This is a genomic window from Marinobacter sp. C1S70, assembly GCF_000475355.1.
Classification (GTDB): domain Bacteria; phylum Pseudomonadota; class Gammaproteobacteria; order Pseudomonadales; family Oleiphilaceae; genus Marinobacter; species Marinobacter nauticus.
Genome location: NZ_AXBW01000073.1, coordinates 69,602 through 91,698 on the forward strand (window position 1 = coordinate 69,602; position 22,097 = coordinate 91,698).

Consider the following 22,097-nt stretch of genomic DNA (forward strand, 5'->3'; position numbering starts at 1 on the left):
CTCGGTGAACGGAGTTTTTATATGAGCAGAAAGAAGAACAAGCAGGCCGAGAACACGATCCCGGCGGGATACACGCTCGACTACGTTTCCGGAAAACAGGTCAAGGAAACGAAGAAGGAGCTGGTCCGACAGCGGGTCGTTCGCGCCTTGATCCACGAATACGGATTCTCGCCGGAAGACATGGAGCTGGATTTTTCCATTGGCGGCCGCAAGAAGGTGGACGTGGCCATCTTCCACCATGGCAAGGAACATACCATCGAGAACCTGGGCCGCGCCGTGCTCTGCCGTCCGGAACCAAACTTTGGCAAAAACGCCGCTCGTATCCGTGACTTCGAGCAGGCCGCAAAAGACCTCGAAGCAATCGAGTCCATCTTGCGCGATATTGAGTCCGTAAAGTACGGCTTGTGGACCAACGGCTTGGAGTTCTTCTTTGTCGAGAAAGAACAGAAGCGCTTTGAAACCAAGTGCAACCCCATCGGCGACTGGCCGATGGCCGAAGAGTCGGTCGGCACCAAGGAGGTCATCTCCGATGCCCATACCCGCATCGCCGACAACGAGATGCTCAAGATCACCTTCCGCCGCTGCCACAACTACATCCATGGCAACGAGGGCATGCCCAAGGATGCCGCCTTCTGGCAGTTCCTCTATCTGATCTTCTGCAAGATGCACGATGAGAATCTGCGCGGCAAGCAGCGCCAGGCCTGGAAACGCCGCTTCTGGGCTGGCCCGAAGGAGCAGTTCGAGCCACAGGGCCGCAAGGCCATTCGTGCCCGTATCGAGGAGCTCTTCACCGAGGTCAAGAAGCAGTACAAGAACATATTCCGGGGCAACGAGGAGATTACCCTCTCCGACCGGGCGCTGGCCTTTATCGTTTCTGAATTAGCCAAATACGATTTCACCCGCACGGATGTCGATGCCAAGGGTGTGGCCTACCAAGAACTGGTGGGCGTCAATCTGCGCGGCGACCGTGGTCAGTATTTCACTCCCCGGGGCGTGGTGAAGCTGGTCGTGGAAATGCTTGACCCCAAGGAGAACGAGACGCTGCTGGACCCGGCTTGTGGGACCGGCGGCTTCCTGGTCGCCACCCTGGGACACATGCTGCAGAAATTCCGCGAGGAGCAGAATACCCAGGTCGGCAACGAGAACACCACCGAGTTTCTGAACGTCCATGAGCGGCTGAAAGAGTATGCCGCCGCCAAGGTGTTCGGGGCCGACTTTGACCCATTCCTGATCCGCGCCGCCCAGATGAACATGGTGCTGGCGGGTGACGGCCGGGGGCACATTTACAACATCAACTCCCTGGAGTTCCCCCATGGGCACCTGGCTGATCTCGCCGCTGCCCAGAAGGATATTCCGCTAGGATCGGTGGATATCATCGCCACCAATCCTCCGTTCGGCTCGGACATCCCGATCACCGACAAACACATCCTGGAACAATACGAGTTGGCGCGTAACTGGGAGCCGGATGGCGAAGGCGGCTTTCGCAACACCGGGCAACTCAAAAGCAGCGTCGCGCCGGAGATTCTTTTCATCGAGCGCTGCATCAAGTGGCTCAAGCCGGGCACCGGCCGCATGGGCATCGTTTTGCCCGACGGCGTTCTCGGCAACCCGGCGGCGGAATACATCCGCTGGTGGATCATGCGTGAAACCCAGGTGCTCGCCTCCGTCGACCTGCCGGTGGAGGCTTTCATCGCCGAGGCCAACGTCAACATCCTCACCAGCCTGCTGTTTCTGCGCCGCAAGAGCGAAGAGGAAAAACGCGCCGAAGCCCTGGGCGGCATCGATGAATATCCGGTGTTCATGGCGGTGGCCGACAAAGTTGGCTTCGACCGCCGTGGCAACAAGCTTTACAAGCGCACCCCGGACGGTGAAGAGATTGTCGAGCCCAAGCAGCATATCGAGCGCATCCGCATCGGCGGGCGCTTCGTGGAACGGACCCTGACCCGCAGTGAAAAGATCGAGGACAACGATCTGCCGGTCATCGCTGAGAAGTACCGCGAATTTCTCAAGGAGCAGAACGGATGAGCGATCAAGACGACATCATTGAAGCCCCGCAGGATGCTGCCGAAGAGAGCGGTCCGGATAACTTTTTCATCGACATCCTGACCGGTAACAAGGAAAGCGCATCTCCCAAGAAGCTGCTGGTGCAAAAGGTTCTTCGCCAGCTCATCGAGAGCTACGGCTTTGACCGGAACGATCTGGAGATCAACTACAACCCGCAGATCCCCGGCCAGGGGCGCAAGCGCATCGACATCGCGATTTTCCGTCCTGATGCCGAGCACAACAACGACAACCTGCAGCGGATCATCGTCTGCAAGAATCAAAAGAAGCGCGACAAGCTCCGCTCCATTGCCGAGGCCGATGCCGACCTGCGTGAGCTCAAGGAGCTGCTGGAACTGATCCCCGGCGCGACGCTGGGCATGTGGACCAACGGCCAGGAGGAGTTCCTGTTCCAGGTCGAGCGCACCCGCTTCGAGGTCCGAGCCAAGCCCCTGGGTGTCTGGCCGGTGCCGGGCGAACGGACCACCGATCTTGACCGCACTGGCGGCGTCATTCAGGTCAGCGCCGAGGCGGAGGATCTTGAAGACGCCCTGATGCGCTGCCGCCAGTACCTGAACCGCAACCTGGGGCTCGATCACAAGGATTCTTTCAAACAGTTGGCCGTGCTGATGCTGGCCAAGATCCATGATGAGACCCTGCCTACCGGCGAGCGCAGATTCTGGATCAGGGGCGACGAGCCTTTCACCGAGGCGGGCCAACAGGCCATTGCCCAGCGCATCAACGAATCCATTGCCGCCGCCAAGGCCTGGCAGCCGAACCTGCTGACCCGTGGCTGGGATTTGACGCTGGAACCCCACGAGACTGCCCGCGTGGTCATGGAGCTGGCCCGTTACTCCCTGAGCGAAACCCAGCCGCGCTACCGCACCGGGGCCTTCCGTGCGGTCGCCCGCAGCGTGATGGACGGCCGCGAGGGCCGCTACCCCACGCCGCTCAACGTGGCCGAAATGGCGGTGGAGATGCTCGACCCAGAGCCCGGCGAACGCATCATGGACTGCTCCAGCGGCACTGGCACTTTCCTGGCCATGACCGCCGCGCACATTTTCAAGAAGAAACTGGCAGACCTCGGCACCACGCCTGAAGAGGCCACCTTTGAGCAGATCCGCCAGGCGCAAAATGAAACCGCCGCCTGGGCGGCCAGTAATGCCCTGGGCTGTGACATCGATCCCTTCCTGGCCGTGGCCAGTCGCATGAACCTGCTGTTCACCACCGGCAACCCCGGTCGCGTGTTCCGCATCGATGCCCGCACCTTCCCGGACGGCGATCTGGATGGCATCGAAGCCGCCCGCCCGGCCATGCCGCTGGACAGCATGGATATCGTTCTCGTGAACCCCTGGTTCTCGACACAAGACACGGTGAGCGACACCTCCATCCTGGAGCGCTATGACCTCGGCCATACCTGGGAGCGGGATGAAGACGGTGGCTACCGCAACACCGGCAACCTGAATACCGGCGGCGTGCCGCCCGAGGTGCTGTTCATCGAACGCGCCCTGCAGTGGGTGAAGCCCGGCACCGGCCGCGTAGGCATCTTGCTGCCCGATGGCTTGCTGGGTAATCCCAGCGATGAATACGTGCGCTGGTGGATTCTGCGTCACTGCGAGGTCATGGCCTCGGTTGACCTGCCGGTGGAACCCTTCAAGGTCACCGTTAAGGAATATGGTCTGACGCCCGCCTTGCCGAGCTTTTTGGTGCTTCGCCGCCGTAGCCAGGAGGAGCTGATCAACACGGAACACCCAGAATACAAGGTTTTCATGGCCGTGGTGGATCGGGCCGGTGTTGATGCTCGGGGCAATCTCCTGTTTCAGCGAGCTCCTGATGGTGAAGAGCTGGTTTTCGATGAGGAAGTGATCGAGCGGGTTCGTGAAGGCGGCGAGGTTCAAATCCGCCGAACCACGCGCCGCAACCGCCGCATTCATGACGAGCTGCCGCTGGTGGCAGAGAAATACAAGGAACTCGGCGCAACCGGCGAGGTGACGTTATGAGCAGAAAATTTCAGTGTAGAGCGATACCAAGCACATGGCTTGAAAACAACGGCCGTCGCCTTGACTGTGGTCCGTATATGTCAGGAGCAGTCGAAGCAAAGGAGCTACTAAAAAAGCATAAAACCGTTGCGCTTGCTGATATCACGGATGATATATACCACGCCGGTCGGGAAAGTCGCGTATGGGTTGAATCACCCGATTACGGCGTTCCGTTCATGGGGAGCACAGATATCCTTGCATCTGATCTTTCCTATTTGCCTTTAATTTCAAAAAAGCAGGTGGCTTCAAATCCAAGATTCACTATTCGTGAAGGATGGACCCTTATAACACGCTCAGGGACTGTCGGGCGAATGGCTTATGCGCGTTCAGACATGGATGGAATAGCCTGTTCCGAGCACGTGATGAGAGTTGTACCCGACACTACGAAAATAACTCCGGGTTACCTCTACGCATACCTCTCAAGTCGATTTGGCGTTCCAATGGTGGTTTCTGGCACCTATGGAGCGATCATTCAACACATAGAGCCCCATCACATCGCAGACCTCCCTGTTCCACGCCTCGGCGCGGTGGAAGATCAAGCACACGAGTTGATTCAAGGCGCTGCTGATCTGAGAGTAGAAGCGGCAGAGTTGCTCAAGACGGCGGGACAGATGGTCAATGACCAGTTCGGCTTCCCGGAAAAGCTGGCGTTGTCACACCGGGTCTTCTCATGTTCAACGGCTTCATCAACGCTGGTTCTCAAGCGGTTGGAAGCGACCTTCCACGATGCCGTTGCCCAAGAAAGTGACCGGCTGATCGCTGGCGTTCCATGCAAGGATGAATTCTCGACACTCGGTATCGCGATTAGCGAAACAGGACGGCTCAAACAGGTCTTCGTCGATGAAGACTACGGTGCCCCATTCCTGACCAGCGGCGAGATTTTCCGCCAGCGTTATGAGCCGACGCGTTTCCTGTCCAAGCGATTACTTCCTGACGAAAGCGAGTGGGCGACTCAGGAAGGCGACCTGCTTCTTGCTCGAAGCGGGCAAGTCGGCGGCATTATTGGTCGTGGTGTTTGGGCTGACCGTCGATTCGCCGGTGGTTGCGTGTCGGTAGATGTGCTGAGGTTGAGTGCGCAGAACTCGCAAATTCTTCCCGGCTACCTCTACGCATACCTATTCCTTACGGATGTCGGTTACCGTCAACTGATTCGGACAGCCGCTGGGAGTTCCATCCCGCATCTGTCGGCACCTGACGTATCACGCCTGCTTATTCCCAGATGCGACAGCACCCTCGAAGCCGAGATCAACGAGTTGGTCTGGAATGCTGGACATAAGCGGGCTGAGGCTCAGGAAAAAGAAGACCAGGCTCGCACCCTCGTCGAGCGCACCATTGAGGAGGGAGGTCGCTAATGGCGAAGGTCATACCCATCGGGCAACCCGCGAACGAATCTGAACGCCAGGCCATCGGTTTCCTTCGGGATCATCTGCCCGATGGCTGGCTGATCTTCCACAACTTCGAGATGCGGCAGGGTGAGGAGGTGTTCGAAATCGACATCGCCATCCTCGCGCCTCACGCGGTGTACCTGGTGGATGTCAAAGGGACGCGGGGCAACATCGATGTGTATGGCTCCAAGTGGTATCCCGAGGGGCGGCAGCCGTTTTTCTCGCCGCTGGCCAAGCTGCGCAGCCACGCCAAGACCATGGCTACCATCATTCGCGAGAGCAACACCGGCCTGATCGAGCTGCGCAAGGCCCATGTTCACGCCGCCGTGCTGCTCACCGCCGATGACGCCGCCGTGTTCGACCAGGCGGGCATCGACAGTCCGGACGTGACCGATTACAAGCACTGCCTGAAATACTTCCGCGACGCGAGCCGCATCCCCGACAACCGGCTGGACAACATCACCCGCTTTCACTCCCAGATCGCCAAGGCGATCACCGGCAACGCCAAGCCCAAGAGCGCGGCGCTGGTGTTCCGCGACTGGCAGGTGGAAGAGAAGCTCGGCGGCACCGACCGCTACACCGAATACCGCGCCAAGCACAACCTGTTGGGCAAGAGCGGCGGCATGGCCCGCCTGCGGGTCTATCAGGCCGACCCTTACCAGGACGAGGCCGCCCGCAAGGAAGAGTTCAAGAAGATCAGCAACGCCTATCGCGCCGTGGCGCACATGCCGACCCACGCCAACGTGCTGGCGGTGAAGGATCTGTTCGTCTCCGACGATGAAGATAAGGTGGTGTTGGTCACCGAAGACTTGCCAGGCCAGGCCCTGCGCCTGCATATCAACAAGGCCTCCCTGGCGCTGACCTTTGACCAGAAGCTCCAGGTGATGCGGGATGTGCTGTCGGCCTTGGACCATGCGCACCGGCACGAGGTGATCCACCGCAATCTCACCCCGGACGCCATTCTGGTGACCAAGGGTGGTCAGGCCCGGGTGACGGGTTTCGATTTCGCCCGGGTGGGCAAAAACCGCACCTCCACCATCGCCGATCAGGTGGTGGATGATCTGGAAGCCGCCTACCAGGCTCCGGAGTGTTTCAAGGACCCGACCCAGGCCAGCATCGCCTCCGACCTTTACGCCGCCGGGCTGATCTTTTACGAGCTGCTGACCGGCGAGCTGCCCTTTGAAAGCGTCGACCAGATGATGGAAGCCGACGGCCGGTTTCCGATGAAGCCCTCGGAACACAAGCCGGACCTTCCCAAGGGGATCGACGAGTGGCTGCAGAAGTTCTGCGAGTTCGACCCCGAGGAGCGGCATGCCAGCGCGGCCATCGCCCGCAAGGGCCTGGATGACCTCATTCTGCCCGAGGCCAAGAATGACCAATCGACAGGAGAGTCGATTGGTACGCCCGAGCAGGGCGCCCGAAGGGCCGCGCCCAAGGACGGGCGCGGTGACTCCGCCCCTGAAATCGACCTGATGAACCTTCCGCAGGATTTCATCCTGGCGGATCGCTTCCGCATTCAAAAGAAGCTGGGCAGCGGTGGCTTCGGCGTGGCTTACAAAGTGTTCGATTCCCTGGGCGATGTGGTGCGGGTTATCAAGCTGGTGACCAAGGACCGCCGCAGCGTGTACGAGCGGCTGCGTCGCGAATACAAGACCCTGACCAACCTGCCCGACCATCCGCATGTGGTGAAGGTGATCTGGGCGGACCGCATGGCCGACGCCAAGCAGACGCCGTACATCGTCTTTGAGTATGTGGAAGGTCTGGATGTCTCCGATTTGATCGATGCCGAGGCGCTGTCGCTGGATGATGCCGTGCGCATCGTGCGCGAGGCCGCCGATGGGCTGGCCCATCTACACAAGCACGGGGTTTACCATCAGGACGTCAAGCCCTCCAACCTGCTGTGGACCGATAAGGGCGTCCGCATCATCGATTTCAACGTTGCGGTCTCCGAGAACGACGAGGTTCAAGGCGGTGGCGGCACGCGCCGTTACCTGCCGCCGGATTACGATTACAACTCCGAGCCGGATGCATCGGATCGGATGGACCGCGACCTCTACGCCCTGGGCATCACTTTCTACGAATGTCTGACCGGCAACAAGTATCCGTTCGACGACCCCACGCCGCCGATCAAGACTCAGCCCAAGGACCCCAGGCAGTTCAAAGGCTGCGCCGACCTCAGCTCGTCACTGGTCAATGTGCTGGTGAAGATGATCGCGCCGGAGCGCAAGGATCGCTTCGCGTCTGTCGATGAGTTCTTGACCGCCATGACCGAGGTCAAGCGCCTGCGCGCAGGTAGTACCACCGGCGAGATTGCTGCCGGACCCAAGGTGGTATCCAAGCTCGGCTTCGAGCCGACCAAGCCCAACACTAACCCCTTTGTCACCCACCTGCTGACCCTCTACAGCCAGAGTCAGGTATCCAACGCGGGCACCCGTGGCCTCGACGAAGTTGGCAAGGCCACCTACGTGCCGACCTATCTGGATGAGAAGCTCAAGCCCTCGCTACTCAAGGGCGAGTTCCGCCTGGTCATCATCAGCGGTAACGCCGGGGACGGCAAGACGGCTTTCATCCAGCAGTTCGAGGCCTTTGCCGAGAGCAAGGGCGCACAGATGCAGCGCGGCGCGAATGGGGCTGTGTTCCAGCTCAAGGGGCATACCTACCAGAGCAACTACGACGGCAGCCAGGATGAAGGCGACGAGCGCAACGATGCCGTGCTGCAGAAGTTCTTTGCCCCCTTCGCGGGCAAGGACGCCTCCGGCTGGCCCGAGAATCAAACCCGCCTGATCGCCATCAACGAGGGGCGGCTGGTCGATTTCTTCCTCGAACACGAAGAGGAGTTCCCGCTGCTCGCCAAGCAGATCCAGCAGGGATTGGCCGGGGCTGCTCCTGAAGGCGGTATCGCGGTCATCAACCTCAACCTGCGCTCGGTGGTCGCCGAACCCGAGGAAGGTCAGCCTTCGATTCTGGAGCGGCTGATCGCCCGCATGACGCAGCAGGAATACTGGCAGGCCTGCGAAAAGTGCGACCTCAAGGGCAAGTGCTTTGCCTACCATAACGCCCGAACCTTCCAGGACCCGGTTGCCGGACCCAAGGTGATCGAGCGCCTGAAGATGCTCTACACCATTACCCATCTGCGCGGCCGACTGCATATCACCATGCGCGACCTGCGCTCGGCGCTCGCCTTCATGCTGGTGGGCACCCAGGACTGCGACGGCATTCACCAGCTCTATCAGAACGGTGGTGAGGAAACCCAGAATCGCATTCTTGACGGTTTCTATTTCAACTCGTGGCTTGGCGGGGCGGAAGGCTCCAATGACCGGCTGATTGCCCTGCTGCGCGAGATCGACGTTGCCCAAGTCAGTAACCCTGATCTGGACCGAAAACTGGGTTTTCTGGCACCGCATACTCACAAGCCGTCGCGCTTCAGTTTTGATGAACGAGGGGATTACGACGAAGTTCTACTTGAGACGCTGTTCCGCAATCTCCCCCGCGATTACTCATCGAAGAACCGTGCCCGATTGATCGCCAAGCACCGTAATTACCTCTCGCACATGCGCCGCCGCCATTTCTTCGAACGACGGGACATCGGCTGGAAAGAGATGCTGCCCTACGGAAGTATCGATCCCTTCTTGGATGCCATCGAGGAACCTGGAGCGAAGAGCCAGGATGAAGTAACCATCATTCTCCGGGCCATCAACCGGGGCGAAGGTCTGAGCGATCCGGCGCGACTGGGCAACCAGTTGGCGCTGCGTGTTCGCCAGGTGGATAAAGGCACCATCCGCAGTTACCGCCTCTTTGACGGCGACCATTTTACGCTCCGCACCGAGCAGGAAACGGCGGCTCATCCTTTTCTTGAGCGCCTGTCTCAGACGCTGGTGCTGCTTTACGACGGAGACAGAGGCCACAAGGCCAGCCTGCGCATCAATCTCGACATCTATGAAATGCTGATGCGGCTCAACAACGGCTACCGTCCCAGCATCGAGGAGCAGGAAGGTTTCTACCTGAGTCTGGCGGTGTTCAAGAATCTACTGGCCTCAGTTCCATACAAAGAAGTGTTGTTAACAAAGGCTGGACACAAGTTTTATGAAATATGCCGGGAGGACGATGGCCGACTGGTGATGGGTGTATCAGATAAGGGGGCTGAATACCATGTCAATTAAAGGACGCGACAAGGAGTTCAGAATCCCAAAAGTTTCCTATCTCGATTTCAAACATATCGAGATGGACCGTGTGTTAACGATGCTCTTCCCTCGACTCAAATATGAGGGGTACGCCAGCCGCAGGCCGCCGAGAGGTGGAGACCTTTCTGTAGATGAGTTTCTGGAGGACTTTTTAGAGCACCCAGAGTGGTTTGCCGGGTTCGATAAGCACCCCGAGATTACTCGCGCATGGATTGAAACCGACCTGATGGATTTGGTTAATCGCGGCAAGAGCAACCAGGCGCTTGCGGCGCCCAGGCCCCTGCACGGCAACACCTATAAGTTCCGCAACGCCAAGCATACCCGTGACTACGGCGCGGCCGAGCAGATCTACTGGATGCTTTTCTATGCCCGCAAAGGCAAAGGCCAAGCGGCGCGAGATGCCTTGAAGCGCTTCTTCTTCCCGGGAATCGACCTAGTGACGGACCGCTACGATCCCAACGCATCCGTGGATGTGGAAACGCAGGCCATCCTGCGTCTGGATCATCAAGTTACCCAGGACATGAAGGACTCCAAGGAGCCCTCACGCTTCCAACCGCTGTGTATCGGCCAGGCCGATATTATGGCCGACGACATTCTGCGGCTACTGGCCTATGAACCCTATATTCCGCGTTCGGTGCTGGTGGATTACCTCAAAACCCTGATGGCATTCCATCTGGCGCTTTACCACCTCAAGCTGCTGCAGATGCTGCCCAAGCTGGTGAAACAGCGTTCCGGCAACGATCTCTGCACCACCAAGGAATGCCCGATCAACCCGGGCCTCGACAATGCGTTGGAAGGCTGCCCTTACCGCGTGGCGCTGGTCGTGGACATGGGCGACGTCAACAATCCGCACATGGCCGAGTTGGCCCGCAAGTCCACTGACCGGCTCTACCGTCAGATACCGGCCTTTGTGCAGGCCAACTTCGTCATCAAGAAGCTCGATGAGATGGCGGAATACCTGAGCAAGAAGACGGGCAAGCTGGCTACCCCTGGGGGCGGCGTGTTCACCGTTGGCGACCTGGTATCCCTGCTGAAACCCGAGCACGACGCCGAGCGCCAAGCCTACTTCAAATTCCGTCTGGCCAGCCTGATCGAGGAATCGACCTCCGGGAACGAGGACATTGATCCGGAGATCCGGGAAGTCACCGGCATGGGCCTGGGCGAGTTCGAATCCTTCATCGAAATCCTGATGGCGTATCGCGGCAAATATCACCGCCAGTACATCACGGAGTGTCTGGACTCGCTGCTGCTGAAGAACAAAGAGAACGGCCTGCTGGCCCAATCCCGGACCAAGGGAAGCCCCCGCCGGTTCGTGTTGGGAAGCAAGCTGCTCGAAGTGCTCCTTCAGATCGCTGTGCTCACCCAGGACAGCGGGCGCTTTGTGACCCGGGAGATCCGCATCGAGGAATTGCTGGCCTTCTTGAGAAACCGCTACGGCCTCCACATCGACAGGCTGCCGGAAGGAAGCCAGGCCAACACCAGCATCCTGGATAGACGCGCCCTGCGCCTCAACCTCGAAGCCTTCAAGCGCCGCCTGCGTGAAATCGGTTTCTACGAGGACCTGTCGGATGCCTACGTGACCCAGAAGGTATCGCCCCGCTATGCCATTGAGAGAAATGACGGAACTGACAAGAACGGGAGGCACGCATGAGTAACGCGTTCACCAAGCTTTCCCAGGATAAATTGAACGCGGCGGTCGCTGGTCTGCTGTGCCCTCGTATCGAAGCGATCCTGGGTGATCGTGGCCCAGGCCACTGCATGCGGGTCACCGATCTTGATGACGATGTCATGGAATCGGTTTGCAAGGAACTGCGGCGAACCCGGCCCGACGGAAACATCTTTATCCTCGGCAGCCATGACCAGGAGGGCATGCCTTTCCGGGTGACCTCCACCAAGCTGGTGGAACTTCGTAACCCTGACGCGAACGGCGAGTTGCGCCAGCCTTTGTTGGTCTTCATACCGACCTCGCTCCGTACTAGCGCCGAGGACTCTTTTGGCGTGGCGACCTTCGAGGAGCTGGCTTTCACCGGCATCTACGAGGACCTGATCGACTCGCTGCTTGACCGGCTCCCGGCAACGCTGGTCGGCCATGTCCGCGATCTCTTGGGCATCCTCACCGAAGAGGAATGGCTGTTTGCCGACGATGTTTCCCGCGTGCGGTATCTGCTCACCGCGCTCGAAAACGGGATTGATGGAGAAACCCTCGGGGCCAGCCTGTATGAATTGACGTTGATCCCGGACTTCAAGCTCTTTGCCGACCCCGGCATGGTCAATGGCAAGATTCGCCGCAACCTCGGCAGCGTCCGCAGTCTGATGACCTCACACAAGTCGGTGCGTGGCCGTATTGCCGATCTGGGGCTCAGCGACAAGGCATTGGAGTCGCGCCTATTCGCCTACTTTGAAAAATACGATGTCCAGGAGCCCGAATCCTGGACGCCGCCCATCGCGACCGACAAGAGCTGGTGGAGCATCTCTTTCGACAAATGGACCTTCCAGGAAGAGCTTTCGCTGGACAAGGTTCTTCTGACGGTGCTGGAGACCGACTTGCCGGTCGTTGCGGAGGATGAGACCGACGACCAACTCTCCGGCCTCATCGGACAACAGGTTCTGGTCCCGAACGACCGCCGCAAAATGAACGTGGTGTTCGAGGTTAACCCTCACCCCGGCAAGGTCAGCGGGCTTGACCATTTTACGGTGCAAATCATTTCACAGAATGACGGCCCGGTAGGAAAATCCAAAAAGGTCAAAGCCTGGACGCCCAACCGCCTGCAATGCACGACCAACCTGGCCAAACTCAATAAAATCGAATTCGAGGAAGGATGGCATTTCATCCGTGTAATGCCTTGGACGGCCGATGGCGATCCGATTCCGCTCGAAGCAGATTCCGCCTCCGAGGGAGCTAAACGCTCTTACGAGAGTGAACCTTTCTACGTCCTGCCCGGTGGCAACATTGAGGAAGAACCGCCGCAACGCGCCATCCCAATTGAGCAAAGTTTGGAGCATGCACGTTTCCGGCTGCAACTGACTGCCCTGGGCGACGAACGCGATCCCGATGATATCGCCATCAGTGGTGTCGCCTGGGCCGAGGGCGGTCGTTCCAAAAAGACCTCCCGCCAGGAAACCCTGCACGCAAAATTCGGCCGTGAGGGCGCTGTTCAGATCCCGCTCTCGCGTATGCTCAAAACCATCGAGCAGCGCATCTTGGCGGAGCCCAAGCACCCGTCGGGCTGGCGAATGCAGATCAACCTGGATACCGCCGAACCGCCTTCCGAAGTCGGACTCACACTGCCTTCTTCCGCCGCGATGGCTTCCTTCCTGGCTGCCCGCGAAGAGTTTTTTGCAGCGGTGCGCAAAGACACTGCCGAGCTGATCATGCAGGGGCTTTCGTTCCGGGACTCGGAAAAGGAATGCCTCGCGTATGCTGAAAGCTACCTTGATCTGGTCAGGAACCTCATCCGTCAGGCCGAGACTACTTCCGGTGCCGAGCGTCAGCAGCACCTGCAAGCGCTCAGAAACGTGCTGGCCGTCGATTCCATTCATGTCATCTTGACCGACTTCCGTGGAAGGCATCGTGAGGCTGTTTTGGTCTCCCCAACCCATCCGCTCCGTGCCTTGTGGCTGAGCAGTTGGGTCACCCTGGGCAAGGATTGGATCGAGAAGATCAAGTCAGGTGGGAAGGATCACATTCCTCATGTCCGTTCCGCGCTGTTGGATGGCCTTGTGCCCTCTGCCTATCCGGTCGGTATTCCCGTCGAGGATGGCCGCATCTTCACGCCGGTGGACAACCTGAATGCGTTTTGGGCGCTCTACGCCCCGACCACCGAGGAGAATTCCCGTGGCCTGATGGCGGAGATCTGTTCGGCCCTCGGCTTGGCCGAGCCCTCTGCGGCGGGAACCGATATTTCCGGAAAGGTCATTGCGGACAAGATCGAGCGCTATCTCTCCCAGCATCCGTATGTGCGAGAGCTATCCCTGAACATCTTCAACCCCGGGGCCGGATCGGTGATAGCGGAGGCCCTGATTTCGCTCCAGCAGAAACGTGAGCATGCCGATTTGCGCTATGACATCCGGCTCTTTACCTCCGATCCCGACTCGCCGGTTTTGGGTGAGGCGCTTGAATCCATGGTCCGTCCTGGAGCCACGGTAAACGAGGCAGCCGACGCGTTTGCGACTTCAACTGGCAGCCATCTGTTTTCCAAGCTGAACTTGGCCAAGCACGCGCTGAATGAATTCCATGCAAATTCCAAGGAGTTTCCGGCGCACATCAGCGTTCTTCTGGATGTGTTTCCCGCCGAGGAGCTTTCCATCGCCGAGAAATCGATGGGAGTGACGCCACTGCACGGGTTGATACAGGACTTCGACACCGAATTCGTCGATGACGATTCGGGCACATTCTGGAATAAGCGGCCGATTGTCGGGCGCTCCCTCGGCGCGGACAACCACGCTGCGTGCTTCGATTTGCTGTCGTCGCTGAGCCGTCACCTCTGTTTTGCCACCTCAGCGGTTGCTGCTTCTGGTGCCAGTTTCAAAGCCGTACCCGTCGTGACCCTTGGCCTCGATGTGGCCCAACGAGAACTGATCTACGAGGTTCACCAGATCAGCGATTGGGTGTTCACCATCGACCGAAATATGGGGATTGAGTTTTTCGACCATGGCGGCCGGAAGAACAGACCGGACTACCTGATTGACTATGTGCCGGGAGCCAGCTCCCAGGCGACACATAACCTGATCATATCCTCGCGCTCGAACGATGAGCTGGAGGCTATGCTGAAGCCGGTGCTGCTTGAGCACGGCTTGTCCGCCGACGGCGAGCAGTCAGTTCAGATCTTGGCAAACCTGCGGTCGCTTTCCGGTCAGCTCGCCCTGAAACTGATTTCCGCACGCACGCAACAGGCGGAGGCTCTTGGCCTGGCCCTGGCGAGGCTCTATCTCGAATATCAGGGCGCGTTGAGCAATCAGGTCATTGTGCCGCTGGATGCACACACGGACCTCTACCGCTCAAGCGGTGAATCAGACGACGTCAACGATGCCATCAGCCTGCAACGCACCGACTTGGGTTTGTTCGACCTGGATTTGAACACCAGGACGATCACCTGCAACCTGGTCGAGGTGAAGTGTTATTCGCAGGTCGGCGACTTTGCGGCCTTCAACCAACTGAAGGAGCGGATCTCCGCCCAGATCAATCAGAGTGAGCGCATCCTCCAGCGCCACTTCGACCCGGCCCTGAAAAAACCGGACCGGCCGGATAGGTTGCTCAAGAGCCGGGAGTTGGCTCAGATCCTTCGGTTCTATTTGGAACGCTCACTGCGGTATGGGATCTTTGATGTGACTGCCGCGCAGGAAGCGCGAGGGCTACTTGAATCCATCGAACAGGGCTACTCGCTTCAATTCAGGCGGTGCGCCCTGATCTTCGACTTTGACAAGGCCGGAACCGAAGCCCCTGACAACGAGGTGGGCATCGAATTCCACCGCATTGGCAAGGATCTCATTCACGCCTTGCTGGAGAATTGCCGTAAGCCTGTGTCCGTCGAGATTGAGGAAGAGCCGACCGCCCATCTCCTGAGCGAGCAGTTCATTCCGAACGTGCCGAAACTCGAGACAGCCGCGTTCATCGCGCCCAAGAGAGCCCGGTCAACGTCCTGGACGGTGGATGAGCTCTGGGACGAAGAGCCGGAGGCACCAATCACCCAGTCAACAGCTCCTGCCGCAGAGGAAACACACGCACCTGCGCAAGAGGAAAAGGAAGGACAGGCGGAACCCGTCGAGCAAGCACCTCGAACTTCCACCATCGAGCCTGAAGAAGAAAAGGAAGCCGAACAGCCCGCTGTCGTTGCTGTTGAACCGGAAGCACCTGTTCAACCCGAGCATGAAGCGCCTGAGCATCCGACCCCCGAGCCCGCGCCTCAAACCGAGGTCAGTTATGACATCATGCTGGGTGTCAATGGTGACTCGCCTCAGTACGGTTTGCTCGGAGAGGTTTCCGGCAGAAAGATCGCCCTGGACCTCAACCACACACACACGATCAGTCTCTTTGGGGTTCAAGGCGGCGGCAAGAGCTACACCCTTGGAACAGTCATTGAGATGGCCTCTATGCCGCTTCAGCACATCAATGTGCTGCCAAGCCCGCTCGCCACGGTCATTTTCCATTACAGCCCGACGCAGGATTATGCGCCGGAGTTTACCTCGATGATCAATGCCAACTCGGTGGATGAGGAGATCCGCATCCTTCGTGAGCGTTACAAGGCCAACCCGGAAGCCCTGAAGGATGTCCTGATTCTTACCCCGGCAAACAAGGTGGATGATCGCCGGGCCGAGTACCCAGATATCGAGGTTAAGCCAATTGCCTTTTCTGCCCCCGAACTCAAGGCGGCGCACTGGAAATTCCTGATGGGAGCGATTGGCAGCCAGAGCATGTATATGCGGCAAATCAACCTCATCATGAGGGGGCTGCGGGATAACCTGACCCTGGATGCCCTGCGAGCAGGCATCGATAACTCTGGTCTGTCCGATCACCTGAAAGAGCTGGCCCAGACACGTCTACTGTTCGCCAGCGAATATATCGATGATAACCAGCGTCTCCAGGATCTGATTCGCCCAGGCCGGTTGATCATCGTGGATCTGCGAGATGAATACATCGAAAAGGACGAGGCCCTCGGCCTGTTCGTGGTGATGCTCCAGATTTTCTCGGAAGCGACCTATCAAGGAAGCGCCTTCAATAAGCTGGTGGTCTTCGATGAAGCCCACAAGTACATCGAGAACGATGACCTGGTTTCCGGCCTGGTAGAGGTTGTCCGTGAGATGCGACACAAGGGAACCAGCATCATGGTCGCCTCTCAGGACCCGCCATCGGTCCCGGTCTCGCTGATCGAGCTGTCTTCACAGATCATCATGCATAAATTCAACTCGCCCGCCTGGCTGAAACACATCCAGAAGGCGAACGCCGCGCTTGGCGAACTGACCTCCGACAAGATGAGCCATCTCGGAACCGGCGAAGCCTATGTGTGGTCGAGCAAGGCCTCGGACGACTCATTCACCCGGGGCGCGGTGAAGATCAAGTGCCGTCCTCGCATCACGCAGCATGGTGGCAGCACCAAAACGGCCGTGGGACGGTAGGAGACGCAATGGATCTGCTAAAGGCCATAGAGGATGTTCTCAAGTCTGCTCACCAACCACTGCACGTGGGGGTGATTACCGAGAAGGTGATCAGTGGCGGTCTCTGGAAGTCGTCAGGGAAGACTCCCGAGGCGACCATCAGCGCTCGGCTGTATTCGGACATCAAGAAGAAAGGCGAGGCTTCGCCCTTCGTGAAGGTCTCTCCTCAGACCTTTGCTCTTCGGGATTCCTCCATGGAAGAAACCAACAGCGGATCAACACCAGCGCCCACCAAGGAAGCACCAAAGCCGCCATCTGTAAATGCGGGCTTTTCCTTCATCGATTGTGCTCAGAAGGTTCTTGAGGAGTTCGGCGGCAAAAAGCCGATGCACTACAAGGAAATCACCGGGAAGGCATTGGAAAAAGAATGGTTGGTGACGAGCGGAAAAACGCCGGAAGCATCCATGTACGCCCAGGTGATCACCGAGATCAAGCGTCAGCAGAAACGCGGTGAGCGGCCCCGCTTCGTTCAACACGGCCGTGGCTATATCGGCCTGAGCCAATGGATGGGACGCGGCTTGGCATTTCAAATCGAGCAGCACAACCACCAGGTTCGGAAGGCGCTGCGTGAGCGTCTGCTGGCCATGAAGCCCGGCGAGTTCGAGGAGCTCATCTCGCAGTTGCTGGCGGAGATGGGCTTCGAGATGGTCGAGGTAACCAAACTCAGCGGCGACGGCGGAATCGATGTCCGGGGCACCTTGGTGGTCGGTGACGTGGTCCGCATCAAGATGGCCGTCCAGGTCAAGAAGTGGAAGCTCAAAAACAACATCCTGGCCCCGGTGGTTCAGCAGGTGCGCGGCAGCCTCGGAGCACACGAGCAAGGGCTGATTATAACCACCAGCGACTTCAGTGCCGGAGCCATCAAGGAAGCAGCTCAGCCCGACAAGACTCCCATCGCCCTGATGAACGGAGAACAACTCGTGATGCTGCTGATGGAAAACGGCATCGGCGTCCATCGCTCCACACCTGATCTGTTCGAGATCGATGAGGACGCTTTGGTAACTGGGGAAGGGAAATAATAATGGAGACCTGGATATGAATTCTAAGCCTGAAGGAGCCGGAGCCCGAGCCTGTTGGTTTGTCGGAGCCACATACGGCGGAACTGATGATCAGACACCCCGCTTTCTACAGGAAGGCATTTGGGAAAATGGGTATCAGGACAAATACCTCGACGCAGTGAAGTCTATCCAGGTGGGGGACCGCATTGCGATTAAGTCGTCCTATACGCGAAAGCACGATCTCCCCTTTGATAACCGAGGCCAAACCGTTTCCGTCATGGCGATCAAAGCCATTGGCACGGTAAAAGAGAACCTCGGCGACGGCCGCACCTTGAAGGTTGACTGGACACCTTTCGATCCTCCGCGTGAGTGGTACTTCTACACCAATCGAAGCACGGTCTGGCGGGTCTTACCTGGGGACTGGACCACAGATGCATTGATCGGATTCACCTTCGAGGAAAAGGCACAAGACATCAACCGATTCCGCAATGCTCCTTACTGGCGTGAACGCTTCGGTGATAGTGCTGTCGACAAGCGCCGTTTCAACTGGACCCGCTTTTACGAAGCGGTAGCAGACAAGCTCCTTACCTTTCGGAATAGGCGGGATGAGCTGATTGCCGGAATCCACGTTATTGCCTCGAAGGTGGATGGCCTCTCCAACCTGCAGGATCAATTCGCGGATGGTTCCTCTGGTCCCCTGAAGGACATCTGCCCATTTACGGCCATGGGCATATTCAACAGGGGGATCACCGATGCAAATCGCAAAGCTATTGCAAGCGAGCTTGCCAGTCTGCTTGGAGTATCTGAGCCGGTTCCGGATTCCTTTGAGGGGATTCCTATTCTCAACAACCAGAAGTCATGGTTTTTCGGGTTCGACAACAAACGCCAACCAGACGACATTGACATCCTCTGGGAGGCCTTCGCCCAGGCAATTGCTTTTGCGGAATCGGATGACGCGGAGGCGCGGTCGGCATTTGTCTCAGCCTACGACAACGCGACGCAGCGCTATGGTGTGGGATGGAACCTTACCATGGGGCTGTACTGGATTCGTCCCTGGAATTTCCCGACCCTTGATGGTCAGTCCCAGCGTTACATCAGTAAGAAGCTCAACATTCAGATTGGCATGAACGGCCCCAAGGGCCGCTGCAACGCAACCGATTATCTGGCGGTGCTGGACACCCTTGAGGCTCGTTTCCAGGAGGATGCGTATCCCGTCCACTCATTCCCGGAGCTGTCGCTTGCCGCCTGGCTTTTCAAGGATAGTGGAACCTCTGCCCACCCGAATGCGACAGACCCTGATGCGCAGGATGATGAAGCAGATGCTACACCCGAGGCGGAGGTCACGGCCGCACCCATCGAACCGTACTCCGTCGATGACATCCTTACGGATGGATGTTTCATCGCCCGGGGAAAACTCGAAAAGATTCTCGAGCGCCTTCGGACCAAGAAAAACCTGATTCTCCAAGGTCCGCCGGGCACCGGAAAGACTTGGCTGGCCAAGCGATTGGCTTTCGCCCTTATGGGGCAACGTGACGACAGCAAGGTCCGAGCTGTTCAGTTTCATCCGAACCTTTCCTACGAGGATTTTATTCGCGGCTGGCGGCCGGTGGGAGACGGCAAACTCACGCTGGTCGATGGGCCTTTTGTGGAGATGATGAAGGCCGCCGCGAAAGATCCAACGTCAAGACATGTCGTCGTCATTGAAGAGATCAATCGCGGGAATCCCGCACAGATTTTCGGCGAGATGCTGACGCTCCTCGAGGTCGACAAGAGAACGCCGAATGAGGCCCTGGAGCTTTCCTATAAACGGTCAGATGGCGAGCGTGTATTCATCCCGGACAATCTCTATGTCATCGGCACGATGAATATTGCCGACCGCTCCCTCGCTCTGGTCGATCTGGCGTTGCGTCGCCGTTTTGCCTTCATCGATTTGGAGCCCGCGCTCGGCAAGCCCTGGCACGATTGGGTTCAATCCCAGTGCGGTATTGACTCAGAAATCCTTCTCGAAATCGAGAAGCGTCTCATTGCCCTGAACAGCGAGATTTCAGCCGACACCGGTCTCGGGCCTCAGTTCCGAGTGGGGCACAGCTATGTCACTCCGCCGTTCGGTATTCCCATCAGTGATGCCCGGGAATGGTTCCGTCAGGTGGTTGATACCGAGATCGGTCCGTTGCTCGATGAATACTGGTTCGATGCGCTTGAGAAATCCCAGAAGGCGAGAGAACGCATGCTGGAAGGATTCTGATCGTGACACTTGCTGCGGCCAACTTGATATCAGACGCCCATGAAGGGATTGGCCGAATAGGCCGCATTCCGGTGCGCAACCTTTGGCTGCTCATGCTGTACGCATCGGATTTATTCAGGGAACTCGAAAAGGCGAAGGTCGCCGTAGAGGATAACCCTGATGACATACCAGACCTGGTCGCAGAGATGCTTTGCCGTCGCGTCGAGCGTCGTATTCAGCGCAACTTGAGTTATGGCTACCAATCGCGTGAGGCTGTTCTTGGCCGCGTGCGCGGGCGCATCGACCTACTGAACACTGAGAGGCATCGATTACTGGATCGTGGAAAGGTTGCCTGTCGATTCCATGAATTGACCATTGATACTGCCCGAAACCGCTATGTACGGACGGCCCTGGAGGAAATATCCAAAATCGTTCTCCAGGGGGCGCTGGCACACCGATGTCGGTCGTTGGCGGCAAGCTTGAGACGCATGGGCGTAACCGGGGAACGTCCGAATCGTGGCGAAGTTTCCATCGACCGCTTTGGAAGACACGATGCAGATGATCAGCCTATGGTTGCTGCGGCCCATCTGGCCTTCAATCTTGCTCTGCCTACAGAGGCCGCAGGCGCAAAGCAATTGTCGTTGCCGGATAGAGAAATTACCTGGATTCGGAAGCTTTACGAGAAAGGGGTCGCCGGGTTCTACGATGTCGTGCTTTCCAAAAGAGGATGGCGCGTCGATGCGGGCAAAACCATTGGCTGGCAGATTGCAAGCAAGAGTATGGGCATAGACAAGATCCTCCCCTCAATGCGAACCGACATCATCCTCGACCACTCGGACGCGGGACGCCGTATCGTCATTGACACGAAGTTCAACTCCGTTGTGACACGAGGCTGGTATCGAGAAGAAACATTGCGCAGCGGATACGTCTATCAGATATACGCCTATTTGAGGTCCCAGGAAGGTAATGGTGATCTCCTCGCTGAAAACGCCTCGGGTCTGCTCCTTCATCCTTCGGTGGGCGATATGGTTAACGAGGCCGTCGTGATCCAGAACCATGAGATTCGATTTGCCACCGTTGATCTGGGAGCGACGGCAAAGGAAATCCGGGAACAGCTTGTACAGGTTCTGGGGGTGTCTTATGCCGGTTAATCGTGCCCAAGGCTGCCTCCTTGGCCAGCTTGCCGGAGACGCGCTCGGCAGCCTGGTCGAGTTCCAGTCGCCGGAGGAGATCCGCCGCAACTACCCTGACGGCGTGCGGGAACTGGCCGATGGCGGCACATGGAACACCATTGCCGGTCAGCCGACCGATGACTCGGAAATGGCGCTGCTGCTGGCCCGGATGCTGACAGAACGTGGGACCTATGATCCCGATGCCGCGCTTCGGGCCTATCAGTTCTGGCACGACTCCGATCCTTTTGACTGCGGCATGACCATCGCCACTGGCTTACGGGGTTGTCCGAATCCCGACAGCCAGGCCAATGGGGCCATGATGCGGATCAGCCCATTGGGCATCTTCGGGGCCAACCACCCGTTGGAGACAGTGGGCGACTGGGCCAAACAGGACGCCGCTCTGACACATCCGAACCCGGTGTGCCTGCAGGCCAACACACTTTTCACCATGGCGATTGCTCACGCCATTGCCTCCGGCTGCGAGGCCGGGAAGCTCTACCAGAATATCAAACAGTGGGCAGCCGACCTGGCAGCCGACCCGGCTCTCATGGACGCTATCCATGGAGCCGCCGAAGCGCCACCTGCTGACTACGTCCAGCAACAGGGCTGGGTGTTGCTCGCGTTCCGTAACGCCCTGTGGCAATTGCTCAATGCCCCGAGCTTTGAAGCTGGCGTTGTCGATACGGTCATGCGAGGTGGCGACACCGATACCAATGCAGCCATTTGTGGGGCGTTACTGGGCGCGGTGTACGGCTTGGAAGCCATACCCGCCCAATGGGTCGAGCGGGTCCTGAACTGCCGCCCCAAGGCCGGACATCCAGGCGTCAACCGCCCGCGATCAGAGTGCTTCTGGCCGGTGGATGCTTTGGAACTGGCAGATTGCTTAATTCAGGATTGACGGCACTG

General features: G+C 58.3%; 10 protein-coding genes. All 10 read left to right on the forward strand.

Annotated elements, in window-relative coordinates; genetic code table 11:
- The first annotated feature begins 21 nt into the window (after positions 1 to 21).
- Genes mads2 (Q669_RS15805) through Q669_RS15850 form a run of 10 tightly spaced genes read left to right on the forward strand, consistent with a single transcriptional unit; the run spans position 22 to position 22,089 of the window.
- Positions 22 to 2,025: a methylation-associated defense system DNA methyltransferase MAD2 gene (mads2, locus tag Q669_RS15805; protein ID WP_022993026.1), complete on the forward strand. Its 2,004-nt coding sequence runs from the start codon at positions 22 to 24 to the stop codon at positions 2,023 to 2,025.
- Entirely contained in the window at positions 2,022 to 4,040 is a 2,019-nt protein-coding gene (gene mads2, locus Q669_RS15810; RefSeq protein WP_022993027.1) for a methylation-associated defense system DNA methyltransferase MAD2, read from the forward strand. Before mads2 (Q669_RS15805) ends, mads2 (Q669_RS15810) begins: the two co-directional genes overlap by 4 nt.
- Positions 4,037 to 5,431, forward strand: a complete 1,395-nt coding sequence (gene mads5 / locus Q669_RS15815) for a methylation-associated defense system restriction endonuclease subunit S MAD5 (protein ID WP_022993028.1) — start codon at positions 4,037 to 4,039, stop codon at positions 5,429 to 5,431. Before mads2 (Q669_RS15810) ends, mads5 begins: the two co-directional genes overlap by 4 nt.
- Entirely contained in the window at positions 5,431 to 9,624 is a 4,194-nt protein-coding gene (gene mads6, locus Q669_RS15820; protein ID WP_022993029.1) for a methylation-associated defense system protein kinase MAD6, read from the forward strand. The genes mads5 and mads6 overlap by 1 nt, the downstream gene beginning before the upstream one ends.
- Positions 9,614 to 11,296 carry a methylation-associated defense system protein MAD7 gene (mads7, locus tag Q669_RS15825; RefSeq protein ID WP_022993030.1) on the forward strand — a complete coding sequence of 561 codons (1,683 nt, stop codon included), beginning with the start codon at positions 9,614 to 9,616 and terminating at the stop codon, positions 11,294 to 11,296. The genes mads6 and mads7 overlap by 11 nt, the downstream gene beginning before the upstream one ends.
- Entirely contained in the window at positions 11,293 to 16,758 is a 5,466-nt protein-coding gene (mads8, locus tag Q669_RS15830) for a methylation-associated defense system ATP-binding protein MAD8 (protein ID WP_022993031.1), read from the forward strand. The genes mads7 and mads8 overlap by 4 nt, the downstream gene beginning before the upstream one ends.
- Before the next feature lie 8 nt (positions 16,759 to 16,766).
- Positions 16,767 to 17,816, forward strand: a complete 1,050-nt coding sequence (locus Q669_RS15835; RefSeq protein WP_022993032.1) for an HTH domain-containing protein — start codon at positions 16,767 to 16,769, stop codon at positions 17,814 to 17,816.
- A 16-nt stretch (positions 17,817 to 17,832) separates the two neighbouring features.
- Positions 17,833 to 20,040 (forward strand): McrB family protein, encoded by a 2,208-nt coding sequence (locus tag Q669_RS15840; protein WP_022993033.1) that lies wholly within the window; start codon positions 17,833 to 17,835, stop codon positions 20,038 to 20,040.
- A 2-nt stretch (positions 20,041 to 20,042) separates the two neighbouring features.
- The gene (gene mcrC / locus Q669_RS15845; protein WP_022993034.1) at positions 20,043 to 21,170 is read left to right on the forward strand and encodes a 5-methylcytosine-specific restriction endonuclease system specificity protein McrC; all 1,128 of its coding nucleotides are present in this window, start codon (positions 20,043 to 20,045) and stop codon (positions 21,168 to 21,170) included.
- The gene (locus tag Q669_RS15850; RefSeq protein WP_022993035.1) at positions 21,160 to 22,089 is read left to right on the forward strand and encodes an ADP-ribosylglycohydrolase family protein; all 930 of its coding nucleotides are present in this window, start codon (positions 21,160 to 21,162) and stop codon (positions 22,087 to 22,089) included. The genes mcrC and Q669_RS15850 overlap by 11 nt, the downstream gene beginning before the upstream one ends.
- The last annotated feature ends 8 nt before the right edge of the window (positions 22,090 to 22,097 follow it).

Excerpts from the sequence above, each read along its gene's own strand:
- mads2 (WP_022993026.1), top strand. The coding sequence starts at position 22 with ATGAGCAGAAAGAAGAACAAGCAGGCCGAGAACACGATCCCGGCGGGA.
- mads2 (WP_022993027.1), top strand. The coding sequence starts at position 2,022 with ATGAGCGATCAAGACGACATCATTGAAGCCCCGCAGGATGCTGCCGAA.
- mads5 (WP_022993028.1), top strand. The coding sequence starts at position 4,037 with ATGAGCAGAAAATTTCAGTGTAGAGCGATACCAAGCACATGGCTTGAA.
- mads6 (WP_022993029.1), top strand. The coding sequence starts at position 5,431 with ATGGCGAAGGTCATACCCATCGGGCAACCCGCGAACGAATCTGAACGC.
- mads7 (WP_022993030.1), top strand. The coding sequence starts at position 9,614 with ATGTCAATTAAAGGACGCGACAAGGAGTTCAGAATCCCAAAAGTTTCC.
- mads8 (WP_022993031.1), top strand. The coding sequence starts at position 11,293 with ATGAGTAACGCGTTCACCAAGCTTTCCCAGGATAAATTGAACGCGGCG.
- Q669_RS15835 (WP_022993032.1), top strand. The coding sequence starts at position 16,767 with ATGGATCTGCTAAAGGCCATAGAGGATGTTCTCAAGTCTGCTCACCAA.
- Q669_RS15840 (WP_022993033.1), top strand. The coding sequence starts at position 17,833 with ATGAATTCTAAGCCTGAAGGAGCCGGAGCCCGAGCCTGTTGGTTTGTC.
- Q669_RS15850 (WP_022993035.1), top strand. The coding sequence starts at position 21,160 with ATGCCGGTTAATCGTGCCCAAGGCTGCCTCCTTGGCCAGCTTGCCGGA.